The organism is Alteripontixanthobacter maritimus (genome assembly GCF_003340475.1).
GTDB lineage: Bacteria > Pseudomonadota > Alphaproteobacteria > Sphingomonadales > Sphingomonadaceae > Alteripontixanthobacter > Alteripontixanthobacter maritimus.
Map to the genome: position 1 here is coordinate 1,723,924 of NZ_QBKA01000002.1, position 22,906 is coordinate 1,746,829.

23 protein-coding genes and 1 tRNA gene are annotated in these 22,906 nt (G+C 61.3%); 8 read left to right on the forward strand and 16 right to left on the reverse strand.

Features of this window, described 5'->3' with window-relative positions:
• Nucleotides 1-72: 72 nt before the first annotated feature.
• Nucleotides 73-1,392 carry a dicarboxylate/amino acid:cation symporter gene (locus HME9302_RS08545; RefSeq protein WP_326833160.1) on the reverse strand — a complete coding sequence of 440 codons (1,320 nt, stop codon included), beginning with the start codon at nt 1,390-1,392 and terminating at the stop codon, nt 73-75.
• Between the two features lie 114 nt (nt 1,393-1,506).
• On the opposite strand from HME9302_RS08545, the gene glmM reads away from it, so the two are divergent.
• The 3 genes from glmM to thiD are packed head-to-tail and all read left to right on the forward strand — an operon-like array spanning nt 1,507 to nt 3,940.
• A complete protein-coding gene (gene glmM / locus HME9302_RS08550) occupies nt 1,507-2,847 on the forward strand; it encodes a phosphoglucosamine mutase (RefSeq protein ID WP_115366667.1) in 1,341 nt (446 codons plus the stop codon).
• A complete protein-coding gene (locus HME9302_RS08555) occupies nt 2,847-3,071 on the forward strand; it encodes a DUF1272 domain-containing protein (RefSeq protein ID WP_115366668.1) in 225 nt (74 codons plus the stop codon). The genes glmM and HME9302_RS08555 overlap by 1 nt, the downstream gene beginning before the upstream one ends.
• Nucleotides 3,068-3,940: a bifunctional hydroxymethylpyrimidine kinase/phosphomethylpyrimidine kinase gene (gene thiD, locus HME9302_RS08560; protein WP_115366669.1), complete on the forward strand. Its 873-nt coding sequence runs from the start codon at nt 3,068-3,070 to the stop codon at nt 3,938-3,940. The genes HME9302_RS08555 and thiD overlap by 4 nt, the downstream gene beginning before the upstream one ends.
• Here the strand turns inward: thiD and HME9302_RS08565 are convergent.
• Nucleotides 3,937-4,830 (reverse strand): LOG family protein, encoded by an 894-nt coding sequence (locus HME9302_RS08565; protein WP_115366670.1) that lies wholly within the window; start codon nt 4,828-4,830, stop codon nt 3,937-3,939. The two genes, thiD and HME9302_RS08565, sit on opposite strands and share 4 nt — an antisense overlap.
• A gap of 62 nt (nt 4,831-4,892) precedes the next feature.
• Nucleotides 4,893-4,966, reverse strand: a tRNA-Gln gene (locus HME9302_RS08570).
• Nucleotides 4,967-5,168: 202 nt separating this feature from the next.
• Between HME9302_RS08570 and HME9302_RS08575 the strand changes: the two genes are divergently transcribed.
• Entirely contained in the window at nt 5,169-6,446 is a 1,278-nt protein-coding gene (locus HME9302_RS08575; protein WP_115366671.1) for a Ppx/GppA phosphatase family protein, read from the forward strand.
• Complete coding sequence (locus HME9302_RS08580; protein WP_115366672.1) at nt 6,446-7,138, forward strand: RlmE family RNA methyltransferase; 693 nt, start codon at nt 6,446-6,448, stop codon at nt 7,136-7,138. The genes HME9302_RS08575 and HME9302_RS08580 overlap by 1 nt, the downstream gene beginning before the upstream one ends.
• Nucleotides 7,139-7,183: 45 nt before the next feature.
• Here the strand turns inward: HME9302_RS08580 and HME9302_RS08585 are convergent, their stop codons facing one another.
• Nucleotides 7,184-7,891 carry a c-type cytochrome gene (locus HME9302_RS08585; protein ID WP_115366673.1) on the reverse strand — a complete coding sequence of 236 codons (708 nt, stop codon included), beginning with the start codon at nt 7,889-7,891 and terminating at the stop codon, nt 7,184-7,186.
• 160 nt (nt 7,892-8,051) lie between these two features.
• Here HME9302_RS08585 and HME9302_RS08590 point away from each other — a divergent pair, with 160 nt between their 5' ends.
• Complete coding sequence (locus HME9302_RS08590; RefSeq protein WP_115367609.1) at nt 8,052-8,948, forward strand: prephenate dehydratase; 897 nt, start codon at nt 8,052-8,054, stop codon at nt 8,946-8,948.
• Nucleotides 8,949-8,954: 6 nt separating this feature from the next.
• Here HME9302_RS08590 and HME9302_RS08595 read toward each other — a convergent pair whose 3' ends face one another.
• From HME9302_RS08595 to HME9302_RS08625, 7 genes are all read right to left on the reverse strand, one after another.
• Nucleotides 8,955-9,995, reverse strand: coding sequence for an isoaspartyl peptidase/L-asparaginase family protein (locus HME9302_RS08595; RefSeq protein ID WP_115366674.1), 1,041 nt, complete (start codon nt 9,993-9,995; stop codon nt 8,955-8,957).
• A 60-nt stretch (nt 9,996-10,055) separates the two neighbouring features.
• Nucleotides 10,056-10,397, reverse strand: coding sequence for a hypothetical protein (locus tag HME9302_RS08600; RefSeq protein ID WP_115366675.1), 342 nt, complete (start codon nt 10,395-10,397; stop codon nt 10,056-10,058).
• Complete coding sequence (locus tag HME9302_RS08605; RefSeq protein ID WP_115366676.1) at nt 10,397-11,878, reverse strand: NAD(P)(+) transhydrogenase (Re/Si-specific) subunit beta; 1,482 nt, start codon at nt 11,876-11,878, stop codon at nt 10,397-10,399. The genes HME9302_RS08600 and HME9302_RS08605 overlap by 1 nt, the downstream gene beginning before the upstream one ends.
• Nucleotides 11,879-11,986: 108 nt before the next feature.
• Nucleotides 11,987-12,268: a proton-translocating transhydrogenase family protein gene (locus HME9302_RS08610; RefSeq protein WP_115367610.1), complete on the reverse strand. Its 282-nt coding sequence runs from the start codon at nt 12,266-12,268 to the stop codon at nt 11,987-11,989.
• A 178-nt stretch (nt 12,269-12,446) separates the two neighbouring features.
• Nucleotides 12,447-13,040, reverse strand: a complete 594-nt coding sequence (locus HME9302_RS08615) for a fasciclin domain-containing protein (RefSeq protein WP_115366677.1) — start codon at nt 13,038-13,040, stop codon at nt 12,447-12,449.
• Between the two features lie 79 nt (nt 13,041-13,119).
• Complete coding sequence (locus tag HME9302_RS08620) at nt 13,120-14,280, reverse strand: NAD(P) transhydrogenase subunit alpha (RefSeq protein ID WP_115366678.1); 1,161 nt, start codon at nt 14,278-14,280, stop codon at nt 13,120-13,122.
• 7 nt (nt 14,281-14,287) lie between these two features.
• A complete protein-coding gene (locus HME9302_RS08625; RefSeq protein ID WP_181815720.1) occupies nt 14,288-14,410 on the reverse strand; it encodes an aa3-type cytochrome c oxidase subunit IV in 123 nt (40 codons plus the stop codon).
• A 174-nt stretch (nt 14,411-14,584) separates the two neighbouring features.
• Between HME9302_RS08625 and HME9302_RS08630 the strand changes: the two genes are divergently transcribed.
• Entirely contained in the window at nt 14,585-16,003 is a 1,419-nt protein-coding gene (locus HME9302_RS08630; RefSeq protein WP_115366680.1) for a sigma-54-dependent transcriptional regulator, read from the forward strand.
• A 308-nt stretch (nt 16,004-16,311) separates the two neighbouring features.
• Here HME9302_RS08630 and folP read toward each other — a convergent pair whose 3' ends face one another.
• From folP to HME9302_RS08655, 5 genes are all read right to left on the reverse strand, one after another.
• On the reverse strand, nt 16,312-17,424 hold the full coding sequence (folP, locus tag HME9302_RS08635; protein ID WP_115366681.1) for a dihydropteroate synthase: 1,113 nt from the start codon (nt 17,422-17,424) through the stop codon (nt 16,312-16,314).
• 10 nt (nt 17,425-17,434) lie between these two features.
• Nucleotides 17,435-18,553 (reverse strand): site-specific DNA-methyltransferase, encoded by a 1,119-nt coding sequence (locus HME9302_RS08640; protein WP_115367611.1) that lies wholly within the window; start codon nt 18,551-18,553, stop codon nt 17,435-17,437.
• Nucleotides 18,554-18,811: 258 nt separating this feature from the next.
• A complete protein-coding gene (locus HME9302_RS08645; protein ID WP_115366682.1) occupies nt 18,812-19,735 on the reverse strand; it encodes a calcium/sodium antiporter in 924 nt (307 codons plus the stop codon).
• On the reverse strand, nt 19,732-20,952 hold the full coding sequence (gene nhaA / locus HME9302_RS08650) for a Na+/H+ antiporter NhaA (protein ID WP_115366683.1): 1,221 nt from the start codon (nt 20,950-20,952) through the stop codon (nt 19,732-19,734). The genes HME9302_RS08645 and nhaA overlap by 4 nt, the downstream gene beginning before the upstream one ends.
• A 125-nt stretch (nt 20,953-21,077) precedes the next feature.
• The gene (locus HME9302_RS08655; RefSeq protein ID WP_115366684.1) at nt 21,078-21,701 is read right to left on the reverse strand and encodes a ribonuclease HII; all 624 of its coding nucleotides are present in this window, start codon (nt 21,699-21,701) and stop codon (nt 21,078-21,080) included.
• On the opposite strand from HME9302_RS08655, the gene HME9302_RS08660 reads away from it, so the two are divergent.
• Nucleotides 21,700-22,902, forward strand: coding sequence for a PQQ-dependent sugar dehydrogenase (locus tag HME9302_RS08660; RefSeq protein ID WP_115366685.1), 1,203 nt, complete (start codon nt 21,700-21,702; stop codon nt 22,900-22,902). The genes HME9302_RS08655 and HME9302_RS08660 overlap by 2 nt on opposite strands.
• Nucleotides 22,903-22,906 lie beyond the last annotated feature (4 nt).

Sequence of the window (22,906 nt, forward strand, 5' to 3'; positions counted from 1 at the left end):
GTCAGATTGCATTGAATATTTAGGGTTCTGGTTTTGCAACGCATGGCGCGCAGGATTGTTGCATAACCGGCGCTAGTTTAGTTGTGGGGCGGGATGCACTGTGGCGGAGCGTTTCCGGTCCGACGACGCCGTTACCGCAACATCGGCGGTTACATTGGCGAAAGTCCGCATGATGTCAGGGATCATCTCGACCGCGACCAATAAAGCAAGCGGCTCCACTGGAATACCCATGGCGATCGCAATCGGGCCGATCGAAATGACGAAGCTGATGGAGCCCGGCAGGCTGACCGATCCGATGGAGATGATGAAAGCAACTGCAACGCCGGCCATCAGGACTACCGGACCTAGTTCGATCCCGGCCAAAGTCGCGATGTAGATCGCGACAGCCAGGTTCATTGCAGGACTGGTCGCTCGGAAAATCGCGACCGATAGCGGCAGCACGAAATCCGCCGTCTCCTCGTGCAGTTTCAACGTTCGTGCACTCGATAGCATTGCGGGCAGACTTGCGAGCGAGCTTTGCGTAGAAATAGCCACCGCCTGCGCTGGTAACATGGCGCGAACAAAACGGACCGGGCTGGTTCGTCCGCCCAAAATACCGAGGAGATAGGCTGCGACCAGCACCACCAGCCCCATAGCCGACACGGTCAGGATATAATGCGCCAACGCCACGAACGCGCCCCCGCCCGCCTTGACGGATACGCCGATGGCGAGTGCAAACACACCAAGCGGGGCCAGCCACAGCACCCAGCCGATGATGATCAGCATGGTGTTGGCGAGCGCGTGGAAGAACCGCAGCAGCACCGTCTTCTGCGAACCGGGAAGTCGGGTCAGCGCCACCGCGAAGATGGCGAAGAAGATTGTCAGCGGAAGCATGGCGGTGTCCGCCGCGGCGCCGATAATGTTCGGCGCGATCAAGGACCGCAAAAACTCGACCAGACCGGGTACGGCCTGCGGCTCTACAGCATCTGTATCGAGAATGGCGGACGCGGCATCTGGCGGCGGAAACATATCCAGCAGCAACGGCATCAATATCGCACTTGCGATACCGCTGAACAGGAGCATGCCGAACACCAGCGCAAGCATCCTTCGGGCTATCGCACCTGCGCGCGCTGCCTCGATCAATTTCGCTATGCCGACGATCAGCAATGCAGCCACCAACGGTATGATCGTCATCTGAAGCGCGCGTAGCCACAACTCGCCAATCAGCTTCGCCCCCATCAGGAGCGGGCTTTCCTCAGCCATCCCGACGAGCAGCCACCCTGCCAGTAATCCTGCTACCAGCCCGCCGAATGTCCACCAGAGCGGCAGCCGGATCTGCACCAATTTACCGGCATTGTCATTCAGACCACCGCCAGTTTCGGTTGCTTTCCCGTCTCGCTCAATCTCGGTCAACGCCCTGTCCCCTTTTCAAGCGTGCCTTAACCCGTCAGAAGCGCGAGGCAACTCCCGGCGCGCACACCGGCGGTGCCTGGGCGCCGTATTTATTCATGTAAGACAGGGCATTCCATGACACGCAAGCTTTTCGGTACGGACGGTATCCGCGGTACCACGAACGAAGGCGTGATGACCGCCACCATGGCGATGCGGGTGGCGCAGGCCGCAGGCAATCATTTCCGCCGCGGGCACCACCGCCACCGTGTGGTGATCGGCAAGGATACGCGGTTGTCGGGCTACATGATGGAAAGCGCGCTGGTAGCAGGCTTCACCAGCGTGGGCGTGGACGTAATCATGACCGGCCCCCTCCCCACCCCTGCGGTCGCATTGCTAACCCGCGAAATGCGCGCCGATCTCGGCGTGATGATCTCCGCCAGCCACAACCCCTATCGCGACAACGGCTTGAAGCTGTTCGGGCCCGACGGGTTCAAATTGTCGGACGAAACCGAAGCCGAAATCGAGGCGCTGGTCGAACTGCAGCCGGAACTCGTGGCCGCGCAGGACATCGGCCGCGCCCGCCGGGTGGATGACGCGCCGGGACGCTATATCCACGGGGTAAAACAGTCGGTCAGCGATGACATCCGCTTCGATGACCTGAAAGTGGTAGTCGATTGTGCCAATGGCGCGGCCTACCAGGTGGCCCCCAGCGCAATCTGGGAACTGGGCGCGGAAGTGATCGCACTTGGCGTGGAACCCAATGGCACCAACATCAATGACGGCGTCGGCTCGACTTCGCTGGATGCTGTCAAGGCGCGCGTGATCGCGGAAGGGGCGGATATCGGGATCGCCCTGGATGGCGATGCCGACCGGCTGATTGTCATCGACGAGAAAGGTCAGACGGTCGACGGCGACCAGATCATGGCGCTCATCGCCACGCGGGCTGCCGAGAAGGGTGAACTGCGCGGTGGCGGCGTCGTGGCCACAGTGATGAGCAATCTGGGCCTTGAACGATACCTGGAAACACAGAACCTGACGCTGGAACGCGCCAAGGTGGGCGACCGCTATGTGCTGGAAAAGATGAAGGCAGGCGGCTTCAACATCGGTGGGGAGCAATCGGGGCATATGATCATGCTAGATCATGGCACCACGGGGGATGGCACCGTGGCAGCTTTGCGAGTGCTCGCCAGCCTCGTGCGCAGCGGCAAGCGTGCCAGCGAAATGCTGCATATGTTCGAACCGGTGCCGCAATTGCTTAAGAATGTGCGCTATGATGGCGGCGATCCGCTTGGCGATGCCAAGGTGAAGGCAGTCATTGCGGATGCCGAAGCGGAACTTGCGGGCAAGGGGCGTCTCGTCATCCGCAAATCAGGCACCGAACCGCTGATCCGGGTAATGGCGGAAGGCGATGATAGCGCCCAGGTCGAAACCGTGGTGGACCGCATTTGCGACGCCGTGAAAGCAGCCGCCGCTTGATGCTGGCGATGCATCCCGATTGCGAACGCTGCGGCGCGGACTTGTCCGCCGCGGTATCCGGCGCCTTCATATGCAGCTTCGAATGTACATTCTGCGCGTCCTGCGCGGAAAAGCTCGACGACAGATGCCCGAATTGTGGCGGTGAGCTGATGGACCGGCCCACGAGAACCGGCGACGCGCTGGAGAATTATCCCGCATCCACCACCCGGAAGTTCACCAGGTGACCGACGCCGGGCAACCACGTACGCCGCCACGCATCCTCTCGATCGCGGGATCCGATAGTTCGGGCGGCGCGGGTATTCAGGCGGATATCAAGACCGTCACAATGCTGGGCGGCTATGCCATGACGGCTATCACCGCGCTGACCGCGCAGAATTCGGTCGGTGTGCAAGCAATCGAGCCGGTGTCGCCCGATTTCGTGTCGCAGCAGATAACTTCATGCGCAGGCGACATCGGGATCGATGCGGTCAAGATCGGGATGCTTGCCACTCCGGATGTCATTCATGCGGTAGCTGACGCGCTGGCCGCGCTGCGCGCCGATAATGCGGTCCTGCCGATCGTGCTCGATCCGGTCATGGTCGCAACCTCAGGCGCTCGATTGATCGAAGACGACGCGGTAGCGGCCATGGTTCAACGCCTGTTTCCGCTCGCAACGATCATTACGCCCAACCTTCCCGAATTACGCGCCTTGTCCGACGATACGGCGCCGGATGATGCCCATGGGCCGCTTGCGCTCGATACCATCGCCAAAACGGCGGGAGCGATCGCTCGCAAGCACGGCGCCCATGTGCTTGCCAAAGGCGGTCACGCGGAGGGTAGCGAAGCTGACGGGGACCGGGTGTTCGATCTGTTGATCGATCCGGAGGGGCGCTGGAACAGCTACAACCACGCCCGGCTCGAAACCCGCCACACCCATGGCAGCGGCTGCACGCTATCATCCGCGATCGCGACGTTCCTCGGCTATACGATGCCGATGGAGCACGCCGTCAGGCTGGCCCGGCAATTCGTGTTTGCGGCAATCCAGAATGCGCCGGGTTTTGGCGCTGGCAGCGGCCCGATGGGGCACCAGGCCGTACGGAACGGCGGCGGTTAGTCCCGGCTCTTGTCCAGACCGTAAAACCTTTCGATCGCGTCCCACCCCTCTTCGGCGGTCTCGCACCATTCGATCAGATCGAGATCATCATGGCTTATCGTGCCTTCGTCCGCGATCGCTTCGAAATCCACTACCCGGTTCCAGAACTCCTTACCGAATAACAAAATCGGGATTGGCTTCATCTTTCCGGTCTGGATCAGCGTAAGCAATTCGAAAAACTCGTCGAACGTGCCGAACCCTCCCGGGAACACCGCCACGGCCCGCGCGCGCAGCAGGAAATGCATCTTGCGCAACGCGAAATAATGGAACTGGAAGCTGAGATAGGGCGTCACATAAGGATTGGGTGCCTGTTCGTGCGGCAGGACGATGTTCAGCCCAATACTCTCCGCCCCAGCCTCGCTAGCGCCCTTATTGGCAGCTTCCATAATCGATGGACCACCACCAGACGTTACTACGAATTGCCGTTTGCCATCCTCGATAATGGACTTTTCGCTAACCAGCTTGGCCAGCCGGTACGCCTCGTGATAATATTTTGCTTTCTTGGCCAGGTTCTCCGCAATCACCCGGTCCCGTCCCTCCAGCTTGTCGAGCGTGGAAAGCGCAACCTTCGCCGCCTCGGGTGAGGGAATGCGGGCCGATCCGTACATCACCAGCGTCGATCCCACACCCGCTTCGTCCAGCAGCATTTCCGGCTTGAGCAATTCCAGCTGGAACCGGACGGGGCGCAATTCATCGCGCAATAGAAAGTCGCGGTCCTGAAATGCCAGCTTGTAAGCTGGATGCTGCGTTTGGGGGGTGACCGGCGGAGCGGACTTGGAGAATGCCGCCTCTTCCTCCGCTGGATAGAATTTCCGGTCAGACAGGTCGGGCGTTGATCTTTTATCGCTCATGCCGGCGGCCCTATCCGGCTGCACGATGCGCGGCAAGCCTGCCGGCCAAGCTGTTGAAAAGCTGGATGCCCCGCAAGGATTCGAACCTTGATTGACGGAGTCAGAGTCCGCTCTCTTACCGTTAGAGGACGGGGCATCGGCGCGGATCGCGTGGACGCAAACATGCGCGCATCGCGGGCCGGGCAAGGTGGCGCATCTAGGTTTGTGCGCGGGCGAGGTCAAGAGCCGCAATGCCTGCGCCTGCCTGCAACTCTTGCGAAAAATGCACCGCCACGCTAGCGTTGCTGTCAGGTCCCCGCGCGGCAACCGTGACGGGAGGAACATGGAAAGACACTTACATGGCGGATTTCACTCCGCCGGACGCCACCAACAGGGCTGGCAAACAAAGGGGCGAACCGTCCGGCAGCGTAGCCGACTTTCGCTACAAGAGCCCCGCCGAGCCCGAATCCGCCGAAAATCCCGGCCAGCAGCTTAGCGAAACCGTGTCCGTCGAAGGCACGCAACCGAATGGTTTCGATGCGGTACAAACGGTCGGCGGCGATACGATCGATGCCAGCGACATTCCGCCCGCCGCGCACTCGCAGCAAGCCTTTCCGCAGGCCCAACCGCGCCGCCGGCAGGCTTATGCCGCGCTCGACCTGGGTACGAATAACTGCCGTCTGCTGATCGCGCGACCCTCGGGTGAAAACTTCACGGTGATCGACGCTTTCAGCCGGGTGGTGCGGCTTGGCGAGGGGCTCGCGCATAGCGGCCAGTTAAGCGACGAGGCGATGGAGCGCACTTTGGGTGCGCTCAATGTCTGCGCGGACAAACTACGCAAACGAAATGTTCACCTCGCCCGGTCCGTCGCGACAGAGGCCTGCCGCCGCGCAAGCAACGGCGAAGCATTTATCGAGCGCGTGGAACAGGAAACCGGCATCAAACTGGATATCATTTCTGCCCAGGAAGAAGCGCGCCTGGCCGTTCTCGGCTGCCATATCCTGCTGGAAGAAGGGCCTGGTCCTGCCATCATCTTCGACATTGGCGGCGGCTCTACCGAACTGGTTCTGATCGAACCGGGCGGCCCGGTACCCCGCATTCTCGATTGGCTAAGCGTACCTTGGGGCGTCGTGTCGTTGAGCGATACGGTGGGCCAGGAACAGGACAGCCGCGACGCACGCCTTTCCAGATATCGCGACATGCGACAATTGGTTGATGACAGCTTTACGGATTTCGCGAAGCGCATTGCGCCGACCGGTAGAACAGCCGAGCATATCAGGCTGCTTGGTACCAGCGGCACCGTGACAACCCTCGCCAGCCTGCATCTCGAATTGCCGCAATATGATCGGCGTGCGGTCGATGGCTTGATTGTTCCGTCGCAATCCATGCGCGATATCAGCGACCGCCTGTCAGGCCTGTCACCGGCAGAGCGCGGCGAATTACCATGCATCGGCCCCGACCGCGCGGATCTGGTGGTGGCCGGGTGTGCCATCCTCGAATCCATTTTGGACATCTGGCCCGCACCCCGGCTGGGAGTTGCCGACCGCGGCATTCGCGAAGGCATCCTGCGCAGCCTGATGGCGGCCGACGTGGCTGGTGAAGCAAGCCGCCGCGCTATTCAGGCAGCGCGTATCTGATGGCCCGTTCCGGCAGCAACCCAGACCGCCGTGTTAAGACAGCCAAAAAGCGGACCGCATCGTCCGCCGCGTGGCTACAGCGGCAATTGAACGATCCTTACGTCAAACGCGCTAAGCAGGACGGCTATCGCAGCCGCGCCGCTTACAAACTGTTGGGATTGGACGAACGGTTCACGTTTCTGCGCGGGACGAAGCGCGTGGTTGATCTGGGTATCACGCCCGGCGGTTGGAGCCAGGTCGTGCGGCGCGCCAATCCGCGTGCAGCAGTGGTCGGGATCGATATCCTGCCTACCGATGCAATCGAGGGCGTGACCATCTTCGAGATGGATTTCATGGACGACAAGGCACCAGCCGCGCTGACCGATACGCTGGACGGCTCACCCGATCTGGTGCTGTCGGATATGGCGGCCAACACCGTCGGCCATAAGCAGACCGATCATCTCAGGACCATGGCGCTCGTGGAGGCTGCCGCCTGGTTTGCGGTCGAAACATTGGAACAAGGCGGCACGTTTGTCGCCAAGGTCTTGGCAGGCGGGACCGACAAGGAATTGCTCACTTTGTTGAAGCAGCATTTCCGAACTGTGAAGCACGCCAAGCCGCCGGCCAGCCGCAAGGGTTCGTCGGAATGGTATGTGGTGGCGCAGGGCTTTAAAGGTCGCCGAGAAACCGGCGAAGATGCAGAGCAGTCCTGACAGGCGAAAGTCGGTCGGTACCTTCAGGCACCAACTCGCTAAACCTTAACGACCGCCGATTTTTGCGCCGCCGCTATTAGCGGTAGCACCGCCACCGGCAACTGGCTGGTCCATCGAGGCTCCGCCTGCGGATTCGGCTGCACCGGCTTCTGCGCCTTCGACCGGACCGGGGCCTGCACCGGGCGCGTCGGCCGCAGTGTCGCCTTCTTCGGTTACTTCGGGAGCAGCGGGTTCGGGAAAGGCCGGTCCGCCGCCATTGGCATGCAAATACGCGATGACGTTTGCGCGGTCCTCTGCGCTGCCCAAGCCAGCGAAGCTCATCTTGGTACCATTGGCGAAGCCGCGCGGGCTTTTCAGCCATGCGTCCATCGCTTCATAATCCCAGCTGCCGCCGACGTCGACCAGCGCCGAGCTGTAGGCGAAACCGGCGGCATGCTTGCCGATAGGTGTGCCCAGTACACCATAAAGATTGGGACCGATACCCGTCGGGCCGCCAGATTCTATCGAATGGCAGGCGATGCATTTGGCGAAGATCTTTTCGCCGGCTTCCGGGGTCGCAGCAGCCAGCAAGGTGCCGATATCGGGGCCGCTATCGCCGCCCTCTTCCGCAACGCCTTCGATGGCGTAACCCATCTGTTCGGGCCGTTCCGGGCTGCCGCCGTGAAACCACCGGCTGCTGATGGCGGAAAGGCCCAGCATGATGATCCCGGCAAAAAGAACCCAGCCGAAAATGGTGTTAGTGCGATCGCCCATGGAAACCCTGTCTGACCTGCTGTTTCCGGGCGCGAACAGGCACCCGTCTAGATGCGCCCGCTTTAAGCAGCGGCGGGACCTTGCGCAAGGGTTGTCGCCGGACAAGTTTGCGCGCGGCGCTTGCGGTGTATCAAAGTGGTGGGTAGCGCCCGAAACCGACATGATGAGCTTCCCCGCACCCGCTCTTGCCATGGTGGAAACCATGCAAGTCGCCGCCGCCGCAGACCCGGCGCGCGCCATTTCATTTCAAGGTTCGCCCGGTGCCAATTCGCACAGCGCCGCAATGGCGGCCGCGCCTGAGAATCTCCCGCTACCGTGCTTCAGCTTTGAAGATGCCATCGATGCTGTGAAGCGCGGCGACGCTGCCAGCTGCATCATTCCGATCGAGAATTCGCAGCATGGGCGGGTGGCCGACATCCACTTTCTGCTGCCGGAAAGCGGGCTGTTCATCGTCGGCGAGTATTTCATGCCGATCAGACACGCGCTGATGGCGACCGGCAACGGGCCGTTCACCGCCGCGTACAGCCATCCGCAAGCGCTCGGCCAGAGCCGCCATTTCCTGCGCGAGCGCGGGATCGTTCCGCTCAGCCATGCAGACACTGCCGGAGCGGCTGCTTTCGTCAAGGAGCGCGGGGACGACAGCCTGTGCGCGATCGCCCCGCCAATGGCAGCCGATCTGTACGATCTGAAAATTATCGAAGACAATGTGCAGGATGCGGCCGACAACATGACCCGATTTGTGCTGTTGGCGCGCGAGCCGCGGGGCAGCGCAACGCTTTCATCTGGCGAAGCGGCGATGACCACCTTCATTTTCGAAGTGAAGAATATACCGGCAGCCCTGTACAAGGCATTGGGCGGGTTTGCCACCAACGGCGTCAACATGACCAAGCTGGAATCCTACCAGAAGGGGGCCAGCTTCTCCGCATCCATGTTCTATGCCGACATCATCGGAGCGCCGGGCGACCCGGCAGTAGACCGGGCGCTGGAGGAGCTGGCGTTCCACTGCAAGGAATTGCGGATCCTTGGGACGTACGCACAGGGCCGCAAGCGAGGCTAGCGAACGCTATTCGTCGCCGTAGATAGCCACGTCGCTAGTGCCGTCCGATGCGGCGCGTCCGCGATACATCCCTGCAGTGTTGATCGAGAATACGCCTTTGCCTTCGGGCGCCAGCACAATCACGCCGCCATCGCCGCCCAATTCGCCCACTTCGGTGATGACCGTATCGGCCGCCGTCTGCGCATCTTCGCCAGCCAGCCGCATCCTGCTGCATATTTCGCGCGCTACACCGATACGAATGAAATATTCGCCCGCTCCGGTAGCGGAAACAGCGCAGGAGCGGTTGTCGGCGTAGGTGCCCGCTCCGATAATCGGCGCGTCGCCGATGCGGCCCCAGCGTTTGCCGGTCAGCCCTCCAGTCGATGTTCCTGCGGCAAGATTGCCGGCGACATCGCGCGCCACCGCGCCGACCGTTCCGAATTTGTGATCGACGTCTAATGCGCTCAGCCTGTCGGCCTTCATCCGCTCCAGTGCCTCGCGGCGGCGCTTTGTGGCGAACCACGACGCATCCGTTGGCGCGAAGCCTGCTTCGAGGGCAAAGGTTTCCGCGCCCTGGCCCGACAAAAACACATGCCGTCCATCGGCCATGACGGCGCGCGCCAGCTGGATCGGATTACGGATGCGTTTGACCCCTGTGACCGCACCGGCCGCGCGGGTTTTTCCATCCATCACTGCCGCGTCCAGCTCGTTCGTTCCGTCCCAAGTGAAAACCGCGCCGCGCCCGGCATTGAATTTGGGATCATCCTCCATCGGCACGATTACGGCCTCGATAGCGTCCATAGCGCTGCCGCCCGATGCCAACACGGCCACACCGGCGTCCAGCGCAGCCTGCAGGGCGGCACGATAGGCGGCGTCCTGCTCCGCAGTCATGTTGGCGCGCTCGATCGTGCCCGCCCCGCCATGGATCGCGAGCGCCCAATCGGGGCTTTCCGCTTCCGCCCTGCTCGCCTGCGATCCGTGAGGATGCGCTATAGCTGACGCGGCGCCGATTCCTGCGATCGGGAGAGCCAGGCCCCAAACCAGCGTACGGAGTGGATTGATGGACATGATAGTTCCTCCCAAGAAATGCTCGGCTGCTGAAATGCCGCTACAATGCGGGCCGACAGATTATCGCTTCTGCGGCGCAAAACCTGTTGCGCACAACGCCGCCGAGCTTGCGGTGACGGCAACGACCTCGCCATCGCCCACGCGGCGCACACGCTTTACATAATCGGATAGCGACAATCCGGTTTCCCGTTCGCCGGCTTCGGCCTTTACCCGCTCTAGCTTCTTCAGCTGGTCGATGGTCAGGCGATCGACCATCCGTTCGGCCATGCAATCCGCATTCGCATCGTCCAGCCCGGCATCCACCAGGGCAGACTTCACCCGGCTTTCGGCGATAGCATCGACGCAGCCGACCAGCATCAGCGGTACGGCCAGCAACATGGTCAGGGTTTTCACGCGTTTCATCAGTCCATCGCCTTTACAATGCTTTCGACCATCTTCTTGGCATCCGACAGCAGCATCATGGTCTGGTCCATGTAAAACACATCGTTATCGACGCCGGAATAGCCAACGCCGCCCATGCTGCGCTTAATGAAGAACACTTGCTTGGCCTTGTCCACATCGAACACCGGCATTCCGTAGATAGGGCTGGTCTTGTCGGTCTTGGCCGCCGGATTCACGACATCGTTCGCGCCGATGATGAAGGCGACGTCCGCCTGTGCAAACTCGCTGTTAATATCCTCCAGCTCGAACACCTCGTCATAAGGTACGTTCGCTTCGGCCAGCAGTACGTTCATGTGCCCCGGCATCCGGCCCGCCACGGGATGGATGGCGTATTTTACGTCCACGCCTTCTTCCTTCAACATGTCGCCCATTTCGCGCAGCGCGTGCTGGGCCTGCGCCACCGCCATGCCGTAGCCGGGGATGATGATGACCTTTTCCGCCTGCTTAAGCATGAAGGCGGCATCTTCCGCGCTGCCTTGTTTGTAAGGCCGCTGCTCGCGCGGTTCACTGCCGGTTCCGCCAGCCGAGCTGTCGGTACCGAACCCGCCGGCAATCACGCTTATGAAACTACGATTCATCGCGCGGCACATGATGTAGCTGAGGATCGCGCCGGAAGATCCGACCAGCGCGCCGGTGATGATGAGTGCCGTATTGCCGAGCGTGAAGCCCAGCGCCGCCGCCGCCCAGCCGGAATAGCTGTTCAGCATGGACACGACCACCGGCATGTCCGCCCCGCCGATTGGGATGATCAGCAGAAAGCCAATGACAAACGCCAGCACGGTCAAACCGACGACAAAGGGCAGGGTCGCCGCCGGGCCGCTTGCCAAGGCGAACAACCCTGTCAGCACGATGATCGCCGCCAACGTGCCGAGATTGATGACATGGCGCGCAGGCAGCAGGATCGGCGAACCGCTCATCCGCCCGGACAGTTTCAGGAAAGCAATGACGGAGCCCGAAAACGTAATCGCCCCGATGGCGATGCCAAGGCCCATTTCGATCTTGCTGACCGCGCCAATGCTATCCCCTACCAGCAGTCCGAACGCACCCGGATTGAGATACGCCGCCCAGCCCACAAGCACGGCGGCTAGGCCAACGAGCGAGTGAAAACCCGCGACCAATTCAGGCATAGCGGTCATGGCAATACGCCGCGCAAGGGTCAGGCCGATGATAGCGCCGATTGCAATGGCAATCGCGATTTCCCCAAGAGATATCCAAGAATTAAATTCTGGCTCGCAAAACACGATTTTCCCGGGCGTTCGTGGCCCACAGGCAGCTACGTAAGCGGATTCGTAAGCGCTGCCTGCGTGCGTAACCAGCGTCGTCACCACTGCGATCAGCATGCCCGCCATACCGAACCGGTTGCCCCGGCGGCTGGTGGCTGGGCTGGAAAGCCCGCGCAAGGCAAGGATGAAGAACACGCCCGCTACAAGGTAGGCCAACATCGACCAAGCAGGGGTTCCAGAGGAATGAGCTGCCGTATTGTTGGCCAAAACTAACGCATCATAACCGGCGCAGGCATCGGGATTCTCGAAAGAAGGTTCACACATCTGCTACTTCTCCTTCTTCTTGTACATCGCCAGCATTCGCTCGGTCACCGCGAAGCCGCCGAAGATGTTGATGCTGGCCAGCACCACGCCGGCCAGGCCCAACCACTTCGCCGCGGGACTACCCGCCTCCGCCGCCGCGACCAGCGCGCCGACGATGATGACGGAAGAGATCGCGTTGGTAACCGCCATCAGCGGCGTGTGGAGCGCAGGTGTGACCGACCAGACCACGTAATAGCCAACGAAACAGGCCATTACGAAAATCGAAAGAATGCTGATGAAGTCCAAGACTATCCCCCACGGATGCAGTTTCATGCCGGCGTCCGCCAGTATCGCAACGGATCACTGTCTTGTCGAGGCGCGCATGTATAACCACCGCATCACATCGAACACGAAACGCCCGCCAACCGGAGATCGGTAGGCGGGCGTTTAATCTTTTGTATTCAACCGGGTCGAACCGGAACCTTTACATCGATGGAGTAAGCACCCCGTTCACGACGTGGATGACGCCGTTCGACTGCATCACGTCGGCCTGACCGACATATGCGGAGCTTCCGCCCTTACCCATAATCATGACGTAACCATCCTTCATCATGAAAGTCAGGTCTTCACCGGCGACAGTCCGGACCATCGCTGTGCCATTACCGGCCCTGATCTTCGTCGCGAGATCGGCCGCAGTCACCCGGCCGGGCACCACGTGATAGGTCAATACCTTCTGCAACGCCGCCTTGTTTGCGGGCTGCATCAGCATCTGCACAGTAGCGGGTGCTACACGCGAAAACGCATCGTCGGTCGGCGCGAATACCGTGAATGGTCCCGGCCCGCTCAACGTATCAATCAGATCGGCCTGTTTAACTGCAGCGACCAAAGTCTTGTGCACAGGTGACGCGATAGCATTTTCGATAATGTTCTTGTTGGCATACATCGCCGCGCCTTCGACATAGGCGATATCATTCGAGGACACAGTCATGCCGTCGTCCATATCGCCGTTCATCGTGGTGCAGGCGCCGGTAAGCGAAAGTGTGGCGGCGGAAAGTGCAAGTGTGAGTGTACGGCGCATAGATATTAAGTCCCTTGGGTTTATGTTCTTATGAACCACCAACGGGGCCGCCGGGTGAATCGTTCCGAATTGCAACCGATCAGGATTTGATCAACCTGTCGTTTACGACCGCTCCGCCCCTGGTCAGACGCACCGCGTCCCCGATTTCTCCATCGAGCACGGGTGCCCCGGTCCCCTCGTCCCAAAATGCGCTGAGGAAATTATAAAGGTTGCGGGCGAACAACGCGCTGGCATCGGGGGCAAGTGCGGCGGGTGTGTTCGAAAAACCCATGATGGTTATGCCGTGCTTCTCCACCAGTTCGTCGGCCTTCGATCCTTCGACATTGCCGCCCGTTGCATCGCCCTGCGAAACTGCGAGGTCGAACAGCACGCTGCCCGGCCGCATGGTTGCGATTTGCGCGTCCGATACTAGACGAGGCGCGGCACGTCCGGGGATTAGCGCGGTGGTAATGACGATGTCCTGTTTGGCGATGTGGCTGGATACGAGTTCCGCTTGCGCCGCCTGATACTCCTCGCTCATTTCGGTGGCGTATCCGCCAGAGCCTTCTCCCTCGATGCCCTCGACCGCTTCGACGAATACGGGCTTGGCCCCAAGGCTTTCGATCTGTTCGCGCGTGGCCGAACGAACATCCGTTGCCGATACCTGCGCACCAAGCCTTTTGGCTGTGGCGATGGCCTGCAAACCGGCCACGCCCACACCCATGACGAATACCCGCGCTGCCTGGATGGTGCCGGCTGCAGTCATCATCATCGGGAACGCCCGGCCGTATTGGTTGGCGGCAGCAATCACCGCTTTATAGCCCGACAGGTTGGACTGGCTGGACAGCACGTCCATGCTCTGCGCGCGGGTAATGCGCGGCATGAATTCCATCGCCAGCGCCTCCAGCCCGGCCTTTGCGTAGGCATTCACGCTGTCCCGCGTCCCGAAGGGATCGAATGTCGCGGCAACCTTCGCGCCTGGGTTCGCACCTGCCAGCGCCGCCGGGTCGGGTGCCTGTACGCCGAGCACGATATCCGCGCCATTCACCGCCTGTGCGCCGCTCACGACGTGCGCACCGGCATCGGCGTAGGCGGCATCCGGGATAGAGGCGCTGTCACCGGCGCCTTCCTCGATTGCGACGACCGCGCCAAGCGCGAAAAACTTCTTCGCAGTTTCCGGGGTCAGCGCGACGCGGGTTTCCCCCGGCGCGCTTTCCTTCAGGACCGCTATGCGGGTTGCGGAACGGTCCTGGTCGCCCATACCGTGCTCAGCTGGCAATCAGAATGACGACGACAGCCGTGATTACCGCGATCAGCGGAACCGACCATTTCAGCATTCCGATAAAGCCTTCGTAAGTTTTGCCAGCGGCTTTCATGTCGTTAGCGCTCATATCCAAAGTTCCCTTGTTAACCGATCATGACGCAAGCTTTATCGCGCCTGATGCAAAGCCTCAAGTCCGGGACGGTTTGTGTGCTGGCAGATACCCTTAATCCGAACTTTACTCCTGCAACTTAAAGCCTGCCCCTGCACCGGAATGGGACGGTTTGGGAACAGTTCGAAACCAATGAGCGAAGACGTTACACGCCTTTTGATGTTGATCGATGACGAGCCGGCGCAAAGCAGGCTTATCACGGCGCTCGCCGCGCGTGAGGGGTGGCGCACGATGGTTGTCAGCGATGCGGAAACCGCCATCGCCACGCTCGGCACGCGCGAAGGTATGCAATTGTCGGCCATCATTCTCGACCAGTGGGTGCCCGGCGATGAAGCCAGCACGCTGATCGCGGAACTGAAGGAGCGCCGGCCTGCGCTGCCGATCCTGATGTTGACGACCAGCGCCAGCCCGCTGCTGGCGGTAGAGGCCATGCGCGCCGGAGCGACCGATTATCTGATCAAACCCGTCGCGCCCGATCGCCTCATGCAGGCTCTCTCCAGCGCGACCAAGCTGGAAGCGCCCAAAGACGAATTGCAGCCGCTGACGGAGAAAATGCCGGCCAAGCTGGACTTTGATGCCATGATCGGCACCGCACCCGCCTTCCGTGCGGCGCTGGCCAAAGCGGCAAAAACTGCGCGCGGCCACGGCCATGTCCTGATCGAAGGCGAAAGCGGTACAGGCAAGGAAATGCTGCTGCGCGCCATGCACGCCGCCAGTCCCCGCTCCAAAAGCGCGCTGCGGCTTATCAATATCGGCAGCGTGCCTGCCAATTCCATCGAATCGGTTTTGTTCGGGCACGAACCGGGCGCATTCCCCGGCGCTTTCGACCGCCAGATCGGTGCGTTGCAACATTGCGATGGCGGCACGCTGGTGCTGGACGAGATCGACCGGCTTTCTCCTGAACTACGCGAACGGTTGGCAGAGATGCTGGAAACCAACATCGTGCGGCCGGTGGGCGCGACCCATGGCTTCCGGGTGGACATCCGCCTGCTGACGGCCAGCAATATCCCCCTTGCCGATGCGGTGGCGACTGGCGCGTTCGAGGAGCGGCTTCTCAAGGCTATTTCCGCGAGCAAGGTCGAACTGCCTCCCCTGCGCGAACGACCCGGAGATATATCAGCTCTAACTCGCCATTTCCTCAGCCGGATCGGCGACCAGCCCGGGCTGACGCATCTGTCCATCGCCGATAGCGCGTTGGCATTGCTTGGCGCGTATGACTGGCCTGGCAATGTCCGCCAGTTGCAGGCCGTGCTGTTCCGCGCCGCCGTGTTTTGCGAAGGGCAGTCGTTAAGCGCCGAGGCCTTTCCACAATTGTCGGAAATGCTGGGCGAACAGGACGATGCGCTCAACCCGCAGCAGGAAGGCGTGGGTGTGATGCTTTATACAGAAGACGGAAACCTTCGCGCGCTGGACGAAATCGAAGCCGATGTGATTCGCCTCGCCATCGGCCATTATCGCGGACGCATGACCGAGGTCGCACGGCGCCTCGGGATCGGACGTTCCACGCTTTACCGCAAGTTGGGTGACCTGGGCATCGGCGACGCTGCTTGATTTGTTTGGACCCTGCGGGCGCGGACCATCCGGGTGTTTTTGTTTGGGGCCCTCAAACGCCGGGCGCTCGCATCCGCGCGCTTGGCTTCCTCGCATAAGCTCGGGCGGCCGTTCGGCCTTGCGATCCGCTGGTCGCGGACCGAACTTACACTTCGCTTGCTATCTTGAACGCGGTCCTTGGTCACGGTAGTCATAGGCCCAAAGGGCCGCCCGCAGCGCGAAGCGCGAGGATAGCCTTAAGGAAGCGAATGCGACCGCCGGCGCTTGAGGCTAAACAAAAAACACCCACCCCAACCAATACCGCTCCGCTAGCCCGGAAGCATCGCGAAATCCGTTAACGCTGCATCGCGCAGGCCGCGCCACACATTCCTCGCCTGCACCGTGGCTGCGACGTCATGCACGCGGAGCATGTGTATACCTGCGTCCATGCCGACCTGCGCCAGCGCGAGACTGCCGCCTAGCCGGTCCTGTGCGGATTCTTCGTTCGATAGCGCGCCGATCATGCGCTTGCGGCTGGCCCCCAGCATCAGGGGCTGGCCGAGCGCATGGAACAGCGGCAATGCGTTCAGCAGCGCGAGGTTTTCACTCAAGGCCTTGCCGAACCCGATGCCTGGATCGAGAATGATCCGGTCACGCGCGATGCCCGCAGCAATGGCGGCGTCGCGGCGTTCCTTCAGCCAGTCGAACACGTCGAGCACCACATTGGTATAATCGGCATCGCCATGCAGATCATCACCGGACCCCGGTGCGTGCATGAGTATGACGGCCACACCGTGCGCGGCGATAATCTCGGTGCTGCGCGGGTCGTGGCGCAGGGCGGAAACGTCGTTCACCAGATGCGCACCCGCATCCAGCGCAGCCTCCATCACCGCAGCCTTGCGTGTGTCCACACTGACGGCCGCACCCATTGCGGCACAGCGCTGCACGGCGGGGGCGATGCGTTCGATTTCGTCCCCTTCCCACACCGTTTGTGCGCCCGGCCGCGTGCTTTCGCCGCCAATGTCGATCAGCGCCGCGCCGCCTTCCAGCATGGTGGCGGCTTGCGCGCGGGCAACTTCCGGATCGTCCATGAACTTGCCGCCGTCGGAGAAACTGTCCGGCGTGACGTTCAGGATGCCCATGATCTGTGGCTGGTCGAGGCGAATGGTCCGTTCGCCCAAACTAAGCGGTGGGTGCGCCAGCGTCAGGTTCGACCATTGCGCTTCCGCTTCCACCGCAACGCTGTCCGGCAATTCGCCCAGGACTGCGCCGATACCGGCAGGCGTACACCGCCAGCGCCGGGTTACCCGTCCATCCTGCCGCAGAATCACGGCAAAGCGGTGGGCATGAACCATCGTGCCGCCAAGCCGGATCGCATCGCCTTCTTCCGATTGCGGCCCCCCGGTCAGGCCGATAGGCTGGACATAAATGCTGTCGGTCATATCTGCCCGGTCAATCCTCGGTCGCCAGCAGATACATCTGCCGCGCGGCGTCGATCTGCTGTGCCTTGCCGTCTTTCTCCCGGTACCAGAATGTCCAGCCATTGCAGCTGGGCGCGCCTTGCAATTCCTTGCCGAGCCCGTGGATCGAACCGGTTTGCTTGCCATGTGCGAGGGACCCGTCGGCGCGCACCGTGGCAGTCCAGCGGCGCTTTGTATCGAACACCTGCGTACCCGGCGCGATATAGCCATTTTCCACCAGTGTTCCGAAGGCGACCTTGGGCGCACTGCGCCTGGATTGCATCGTGGTCAGCGCGCTTTCATCCAGCGGAAGTTCTTTCGCGATCCGCGCCTGTGCCACCTTGCGATATTGTTCTTCCTGCTCGCAGCCGATCCATTGGCGGCCCAGCCGTGTCGCAACCGCGCCGGTGGTGCCGGTGCCGAAGAACGGGTCCAGCACGATGTCGCCCTTCTCTGTCGCAGCGAGGATCAGGCGGTAGAGCAACGCTTCCGGCTTCTGCGTGGGATGCGCCTTGTGTCCGTCATCTCCCTTCAGCCGTTCCTGCCCACCGCAAACGGGAAAGGTCCAGTCGGACCGCATCTGCAGTTCGTCATTCAAAGTCTTCATCGCGCGGTAGTTGAAGTGGTATTTCGCCTTCTCGCCCTGGCTCGCCCACAACAAGGTTTCATGCGCGTTGGTGAAACGGGTACCGCGAAAATTGGGCATCGGATTGGTCTTGCGCCACACGATATCGTTGAGGATCCAGAACCCCAGATCCTGCAGAATTGCGCCGACGCGGTAGATGTTGTGGTAGCTGCCGATCACCCACAGCGCACCATCCGGCTTCAGCACCCGGCGCGCTTCTGCCAGCCATGCGCGGGTGAATTCGTCATAGGCGGCGAAGCTGTCGAACTGGTCCCAGTGATCGTCCACCGCATCGACCTGGCTGCCATCGGGCCGGTTGAGATCGCCGCCCAGTTGCAAATTATAAGGCGGATCGGCGAACACCAGGTCGATGCTGGCATCGGGCAGACCGCGCATGGCGGCGATGCAGTCACCCGGCAGGATTTGACCAAGCGGCAGATCGGTCTGCTTCCGCGTAGCGGTAACACGGCTTTCGCGCGCGCGCATCCGCGTTGTTTCGATCACACCCACAGTACTTCCCCCGTCAACTTATCCACAGGGTGAGTCCATCGGGACTCCGCGTCAACCCGTGTTCGGGAAATCGCTGCGACCGCCACAGATGGTCAGCCGCAGAACGAAGGGTGACCGGCACAAGATATAGGGATTCCAAGGCAACCCCAGACTCGAAATCCAGTGGTGTGACGGGAAAGACTCAAAGCTTGGCGCGCCGGTAATTTTGCGGCGAAGCGGTGCGCGCATGTCCGCTCAGCTAAGCACGACAACCGAATTTGCGATGGCTGCGGCCACCATCAACACACCCAGCCAGCGCCCGATGCGGCTTGCGAACATACACAGCAATACCAGCAGGGCCGAAGCGGCCACCATCACCGGCATTTCCAGATCGACCAGCTCGAATGGAATGGAAATCGGGGCAATGGTCATTGTCACCCCGCCGATCAGCAGCAAATTGTAGATGTTCGACCCCAGCACATTGCCCAGCGCCAGCCCGCTTTGCCCGCGCCATGCAGCAGCAAGCGTCGCGGCGAGTTCCGGCAGCGAAGTCCCGATTGCCACCACAGTAAGTCCGATCGCAGTTTCGCTGATACCGGCGATTGTCGCAAGCTCGATTGCGCCTGTGACCAAGGCCTGACCACCCGCCACCAACGCCGCCAGACCGAGCAGGAACAATATGCCGCTCTTCGCCCAGGTCGGCTCCGGTCCGGATTGCTCGACCTCGTCGATCGCCGGGCGCGGATGGTTGTAGCGCCAGTACACATAGCCGCAGATCGCCACCAGCAGGGCGATCCCGATCCATACCGAACCGATGCCGGAAAGCGCGATGCCGAAGATTAGCACGGCGGCCAGCAGGCCAGACACAGCATCGCGCCTGCCCGCTCCGGTCAGGGCGATGGGCGCGACGATGGCCGCGATCCCAAGGATGAGGAGTGAGTTGGCGATGTTCGATCCAACAATGTTGCCCCACGCAATACCCGGCGACCCGGCCAGCGCCGCTTCCACACTGGTAACCATTTCCGGCATGGAGGTGGCGGAGCCGACTACCACGAGGCCTGTCAGCAGCGGCGACATACCGGCCAGCCGCGCAATTCCAACGGCACCGCGAACCAGCAACTCACCGCCCAGTGCAAGGCCAACCAGCCCCGCCAGCGCCAACAGGACGGCTGTTATCATGATATCTGGCTATCTTCCGCAAGAGGTCGCGAGGGTGATATTTCGCCGACAGGCGATGCGCGCAATATAAGTATTCCGGCAAGCGCTGCGATCAGGGATCCGCCCAGCACGCCGATCTTGACCGCATCGATCTGTTCGGGCGAATCAAAAGCGAGATTGCCGATGAACAGGCTCATCGTGAAACCGATACCCGCGATGAGGGACAGGCCGTAGACCTGCCGCCAGCCAATTCCGGGAGGCAGGCTTGCCAGCCCGCTTTTTGCTGCCAGCCATGCGAAGCCGAACACGCCCAGCTGCTTGCCGATTATCAATCCGAGTGCGATGCCCAGCGGCAGCGGTGCCAGCAAGATAGACAGATCCAGCCCAGCCAGGGTCACACCCGCATTGGCAAAGGCGAAGATCGGCACCACCAGGAACGCCACCCACGGATGCAGCGCGTGCTCCATGCGCTCCAACACTTTGTCACCGCCGCGACTGGTCACCGGAATGGTAATCGCCAGAGCGACACCGGCGAGTGTTGCATGAACACCTGATTTCAGCACGAACACCCATAGAACTATGCCGAGGATGACATACGGTAACGATGATCCCACCCGCGCCTTCCCGACCAACATCAAGATTGCGAATACGAACGCAGCACCCACCAGCATCGTGATCTCCACCCCGGGCGTGTAGAACAGCGCAATGACAAGGATGGCACCGATATCGTCGATAACCGCGATCGCCAGCAGCAAGGCCTTCAGCGCGGCGGGTACCCGGCTGCCCAGTAGGGCCAGAATGCCCAGCGCGAACGCGATATCAGTGGCCGCCGGGATAGCCCAGCCGGCAAGGTTCGCGGGCGTATTCCAGTTGATTGCGACAAATACCAAGGCTGGCATCACCATCCCGCCGACAGCGGCCGCGAGGGGTAACGCAGCCTGCTTCCAACTGGATAATTGTCCGGTCAATATCTCGCGTTTGACTTCCAGCCCGACCAGAAAGAAAAACAACGCCATCAGGCCGTCATTGATCCACAGCAAGGCTGGCTTGTCGATCCCGCTACCGCCGACCATCAGCGTGATTTGCGTATCGAGCATTCCAAAATACAACGCCGAAAATGGCGAGTTCGCGATGACGAGCGCCAGTACGGCAGTTACCATCAAAACCACGCCGCCAGCGCTTTCGTGACGCAGAAAATCCTGCAAGGCGCGAGCGGTTGATGTCAGCGGACGGGGCATCGATATCTCGCTATGCTCATCAGGACTGTTGGACAGAATACTAGTTGCGCGATCTGCGCTGCAAACCCCTTACAATCGGTTTGCCAGCAACACAAATGCCCCTCCATTTCTATAAACTGACGCCCTTACAGCAATGCCGCCTGAGCCACGGGTGCGAAACTTCGGCGGTGGAGCGGTGTCGGTCCGTGTAAACGCAAGGCTTCCGTGTGTTCGCGCGTGCCATAGCCCTTGTTCCGGTCCCAGCCATACTGCGGATGGTCGAGCGCAGCCGCAATCATCAGCCGGTCGCGCCATTCCTTCGCCACGATGCTGGCTGCCGAAATACATGGTTCGATCCCGTCCCCACCCACAATCGCGCGGGCGTCCCAGCGCCAGCCATCCGAGCGGCCGGAAGGTGTCATGTTGCCATCAACCAGCACCTGGTCGGGCTGCCTGCCCATTGCGTCGCACAAAGCACCCACCGCACGGGTCATGGCGAGCATCGTGGCGCCCAGAATGTTGAGCCGGTCGATATCGTCCACATCGCCAATACCGACGCCCCACGTGCACCGGAAGCGGATCTCCTTATCCAGCAGCGCACGGCGCTTGGCGGTCAATTTCTTGGAATCGTCCAGTCCGGCGGGATATTGCTCTCCCAGAACCACCGCGCCGGCCACGACCGGCCCAGCTAGCGGCCCTCGCCCTGCCTCGTCCACACCGATCACGATTTTACCGGACCCGAACGGCGTTTGCGGCGTTCCAGACAACATGCAGAACTCTCTCCCGGCCAAGCGCGCCCTCTCGCTCCTTACCCTGTCACCCGCCTTGATGGCCATCGCAAGCTGCGGCGGAGCGACGACCGGGGATAGTTCAGCCGAAGCGGTGAGTACGCCTGCGCCGACCATGTCCGCAGATGGTCAGTTCATGCAAACCGAATATGGCAGTTTCAACGAACCATGGGCAGCGGCCTTTGCGCCCGGCACCCCGGTCCTGTTCGTTACCGAAAAGCCGGGGAGCATGAAGTTCGTCGATACCGTCACCGGCAAGATGGGCACTGTGAGCGGCTTGCCCGAGGTCGATTATGGCGGCCAGGGCGGTCTGGGCGACATCGCGTTCCTGCCATCCGAAAGCGCCGCCACGCTGAATCGGCGTACGATCTTCCTGAGCTGGGCTGAAGCCGGTAGTGGGGATACGCGCGGTGCAGTCGTCGGCAAGGGTATGCTGATCTGCGACCAGGCGGACGAGTGCCGCGTCGATAGCCTTGATATTATCTGGCGTCAGGCGCCCAAAGTGACAGGGCGCGGACACTATTCACACCGGATCGCGTTTTCCCCGGACGAGGCACACCTGTATATTGCTAGCGGCGACCGGCAGAAGAAAACCCCCGCGCAAGATACCGGCAACACGCTTGGAAGCATTGTCCGCCTGACGTTGGACGGCACACCCGCCGCGGGCAATCCCTTCGCCGATCGGAACGGACCGACCAACCAGATCTGGTCCTACGGCCATCGCAACATCCTCGGCATGCAATTCGATGCCAGTGGACGACTATGGGGACTGGAGCACGGTCCTGCCGGCGGCGATGAACTGAATTTCATCGAGCGCGGTAAGAATTATGGTTGGCCGGTAGTCTCCGACGGGGACGAATATGACGGGGGCAACATTCCCGATCATTCGACCCGCCCGGAGTTCGAAAGTTACGTAATAAACTGGACGCCAGTCATCGCACCAGGTGATTTTACGTTCTATTCCGGCAACGCGTTTCCAGCATGGCGCGGCGACGCGATTATCGCTGGTTTGAAGACCAACGCCCTGATCCGGGTCGAAATGGACGGAACCTCGGCGCGCGAAGTCGCCCGATATCCAATGGGTGAGCGGCTACGCGATGTGCTGGAGGGACCCGACGGTGCTTTGTGGGTACTGGAGGATGGCGATAACGCCAAACTCCTTAAGCTGATGCCCGCCGCATAACAGG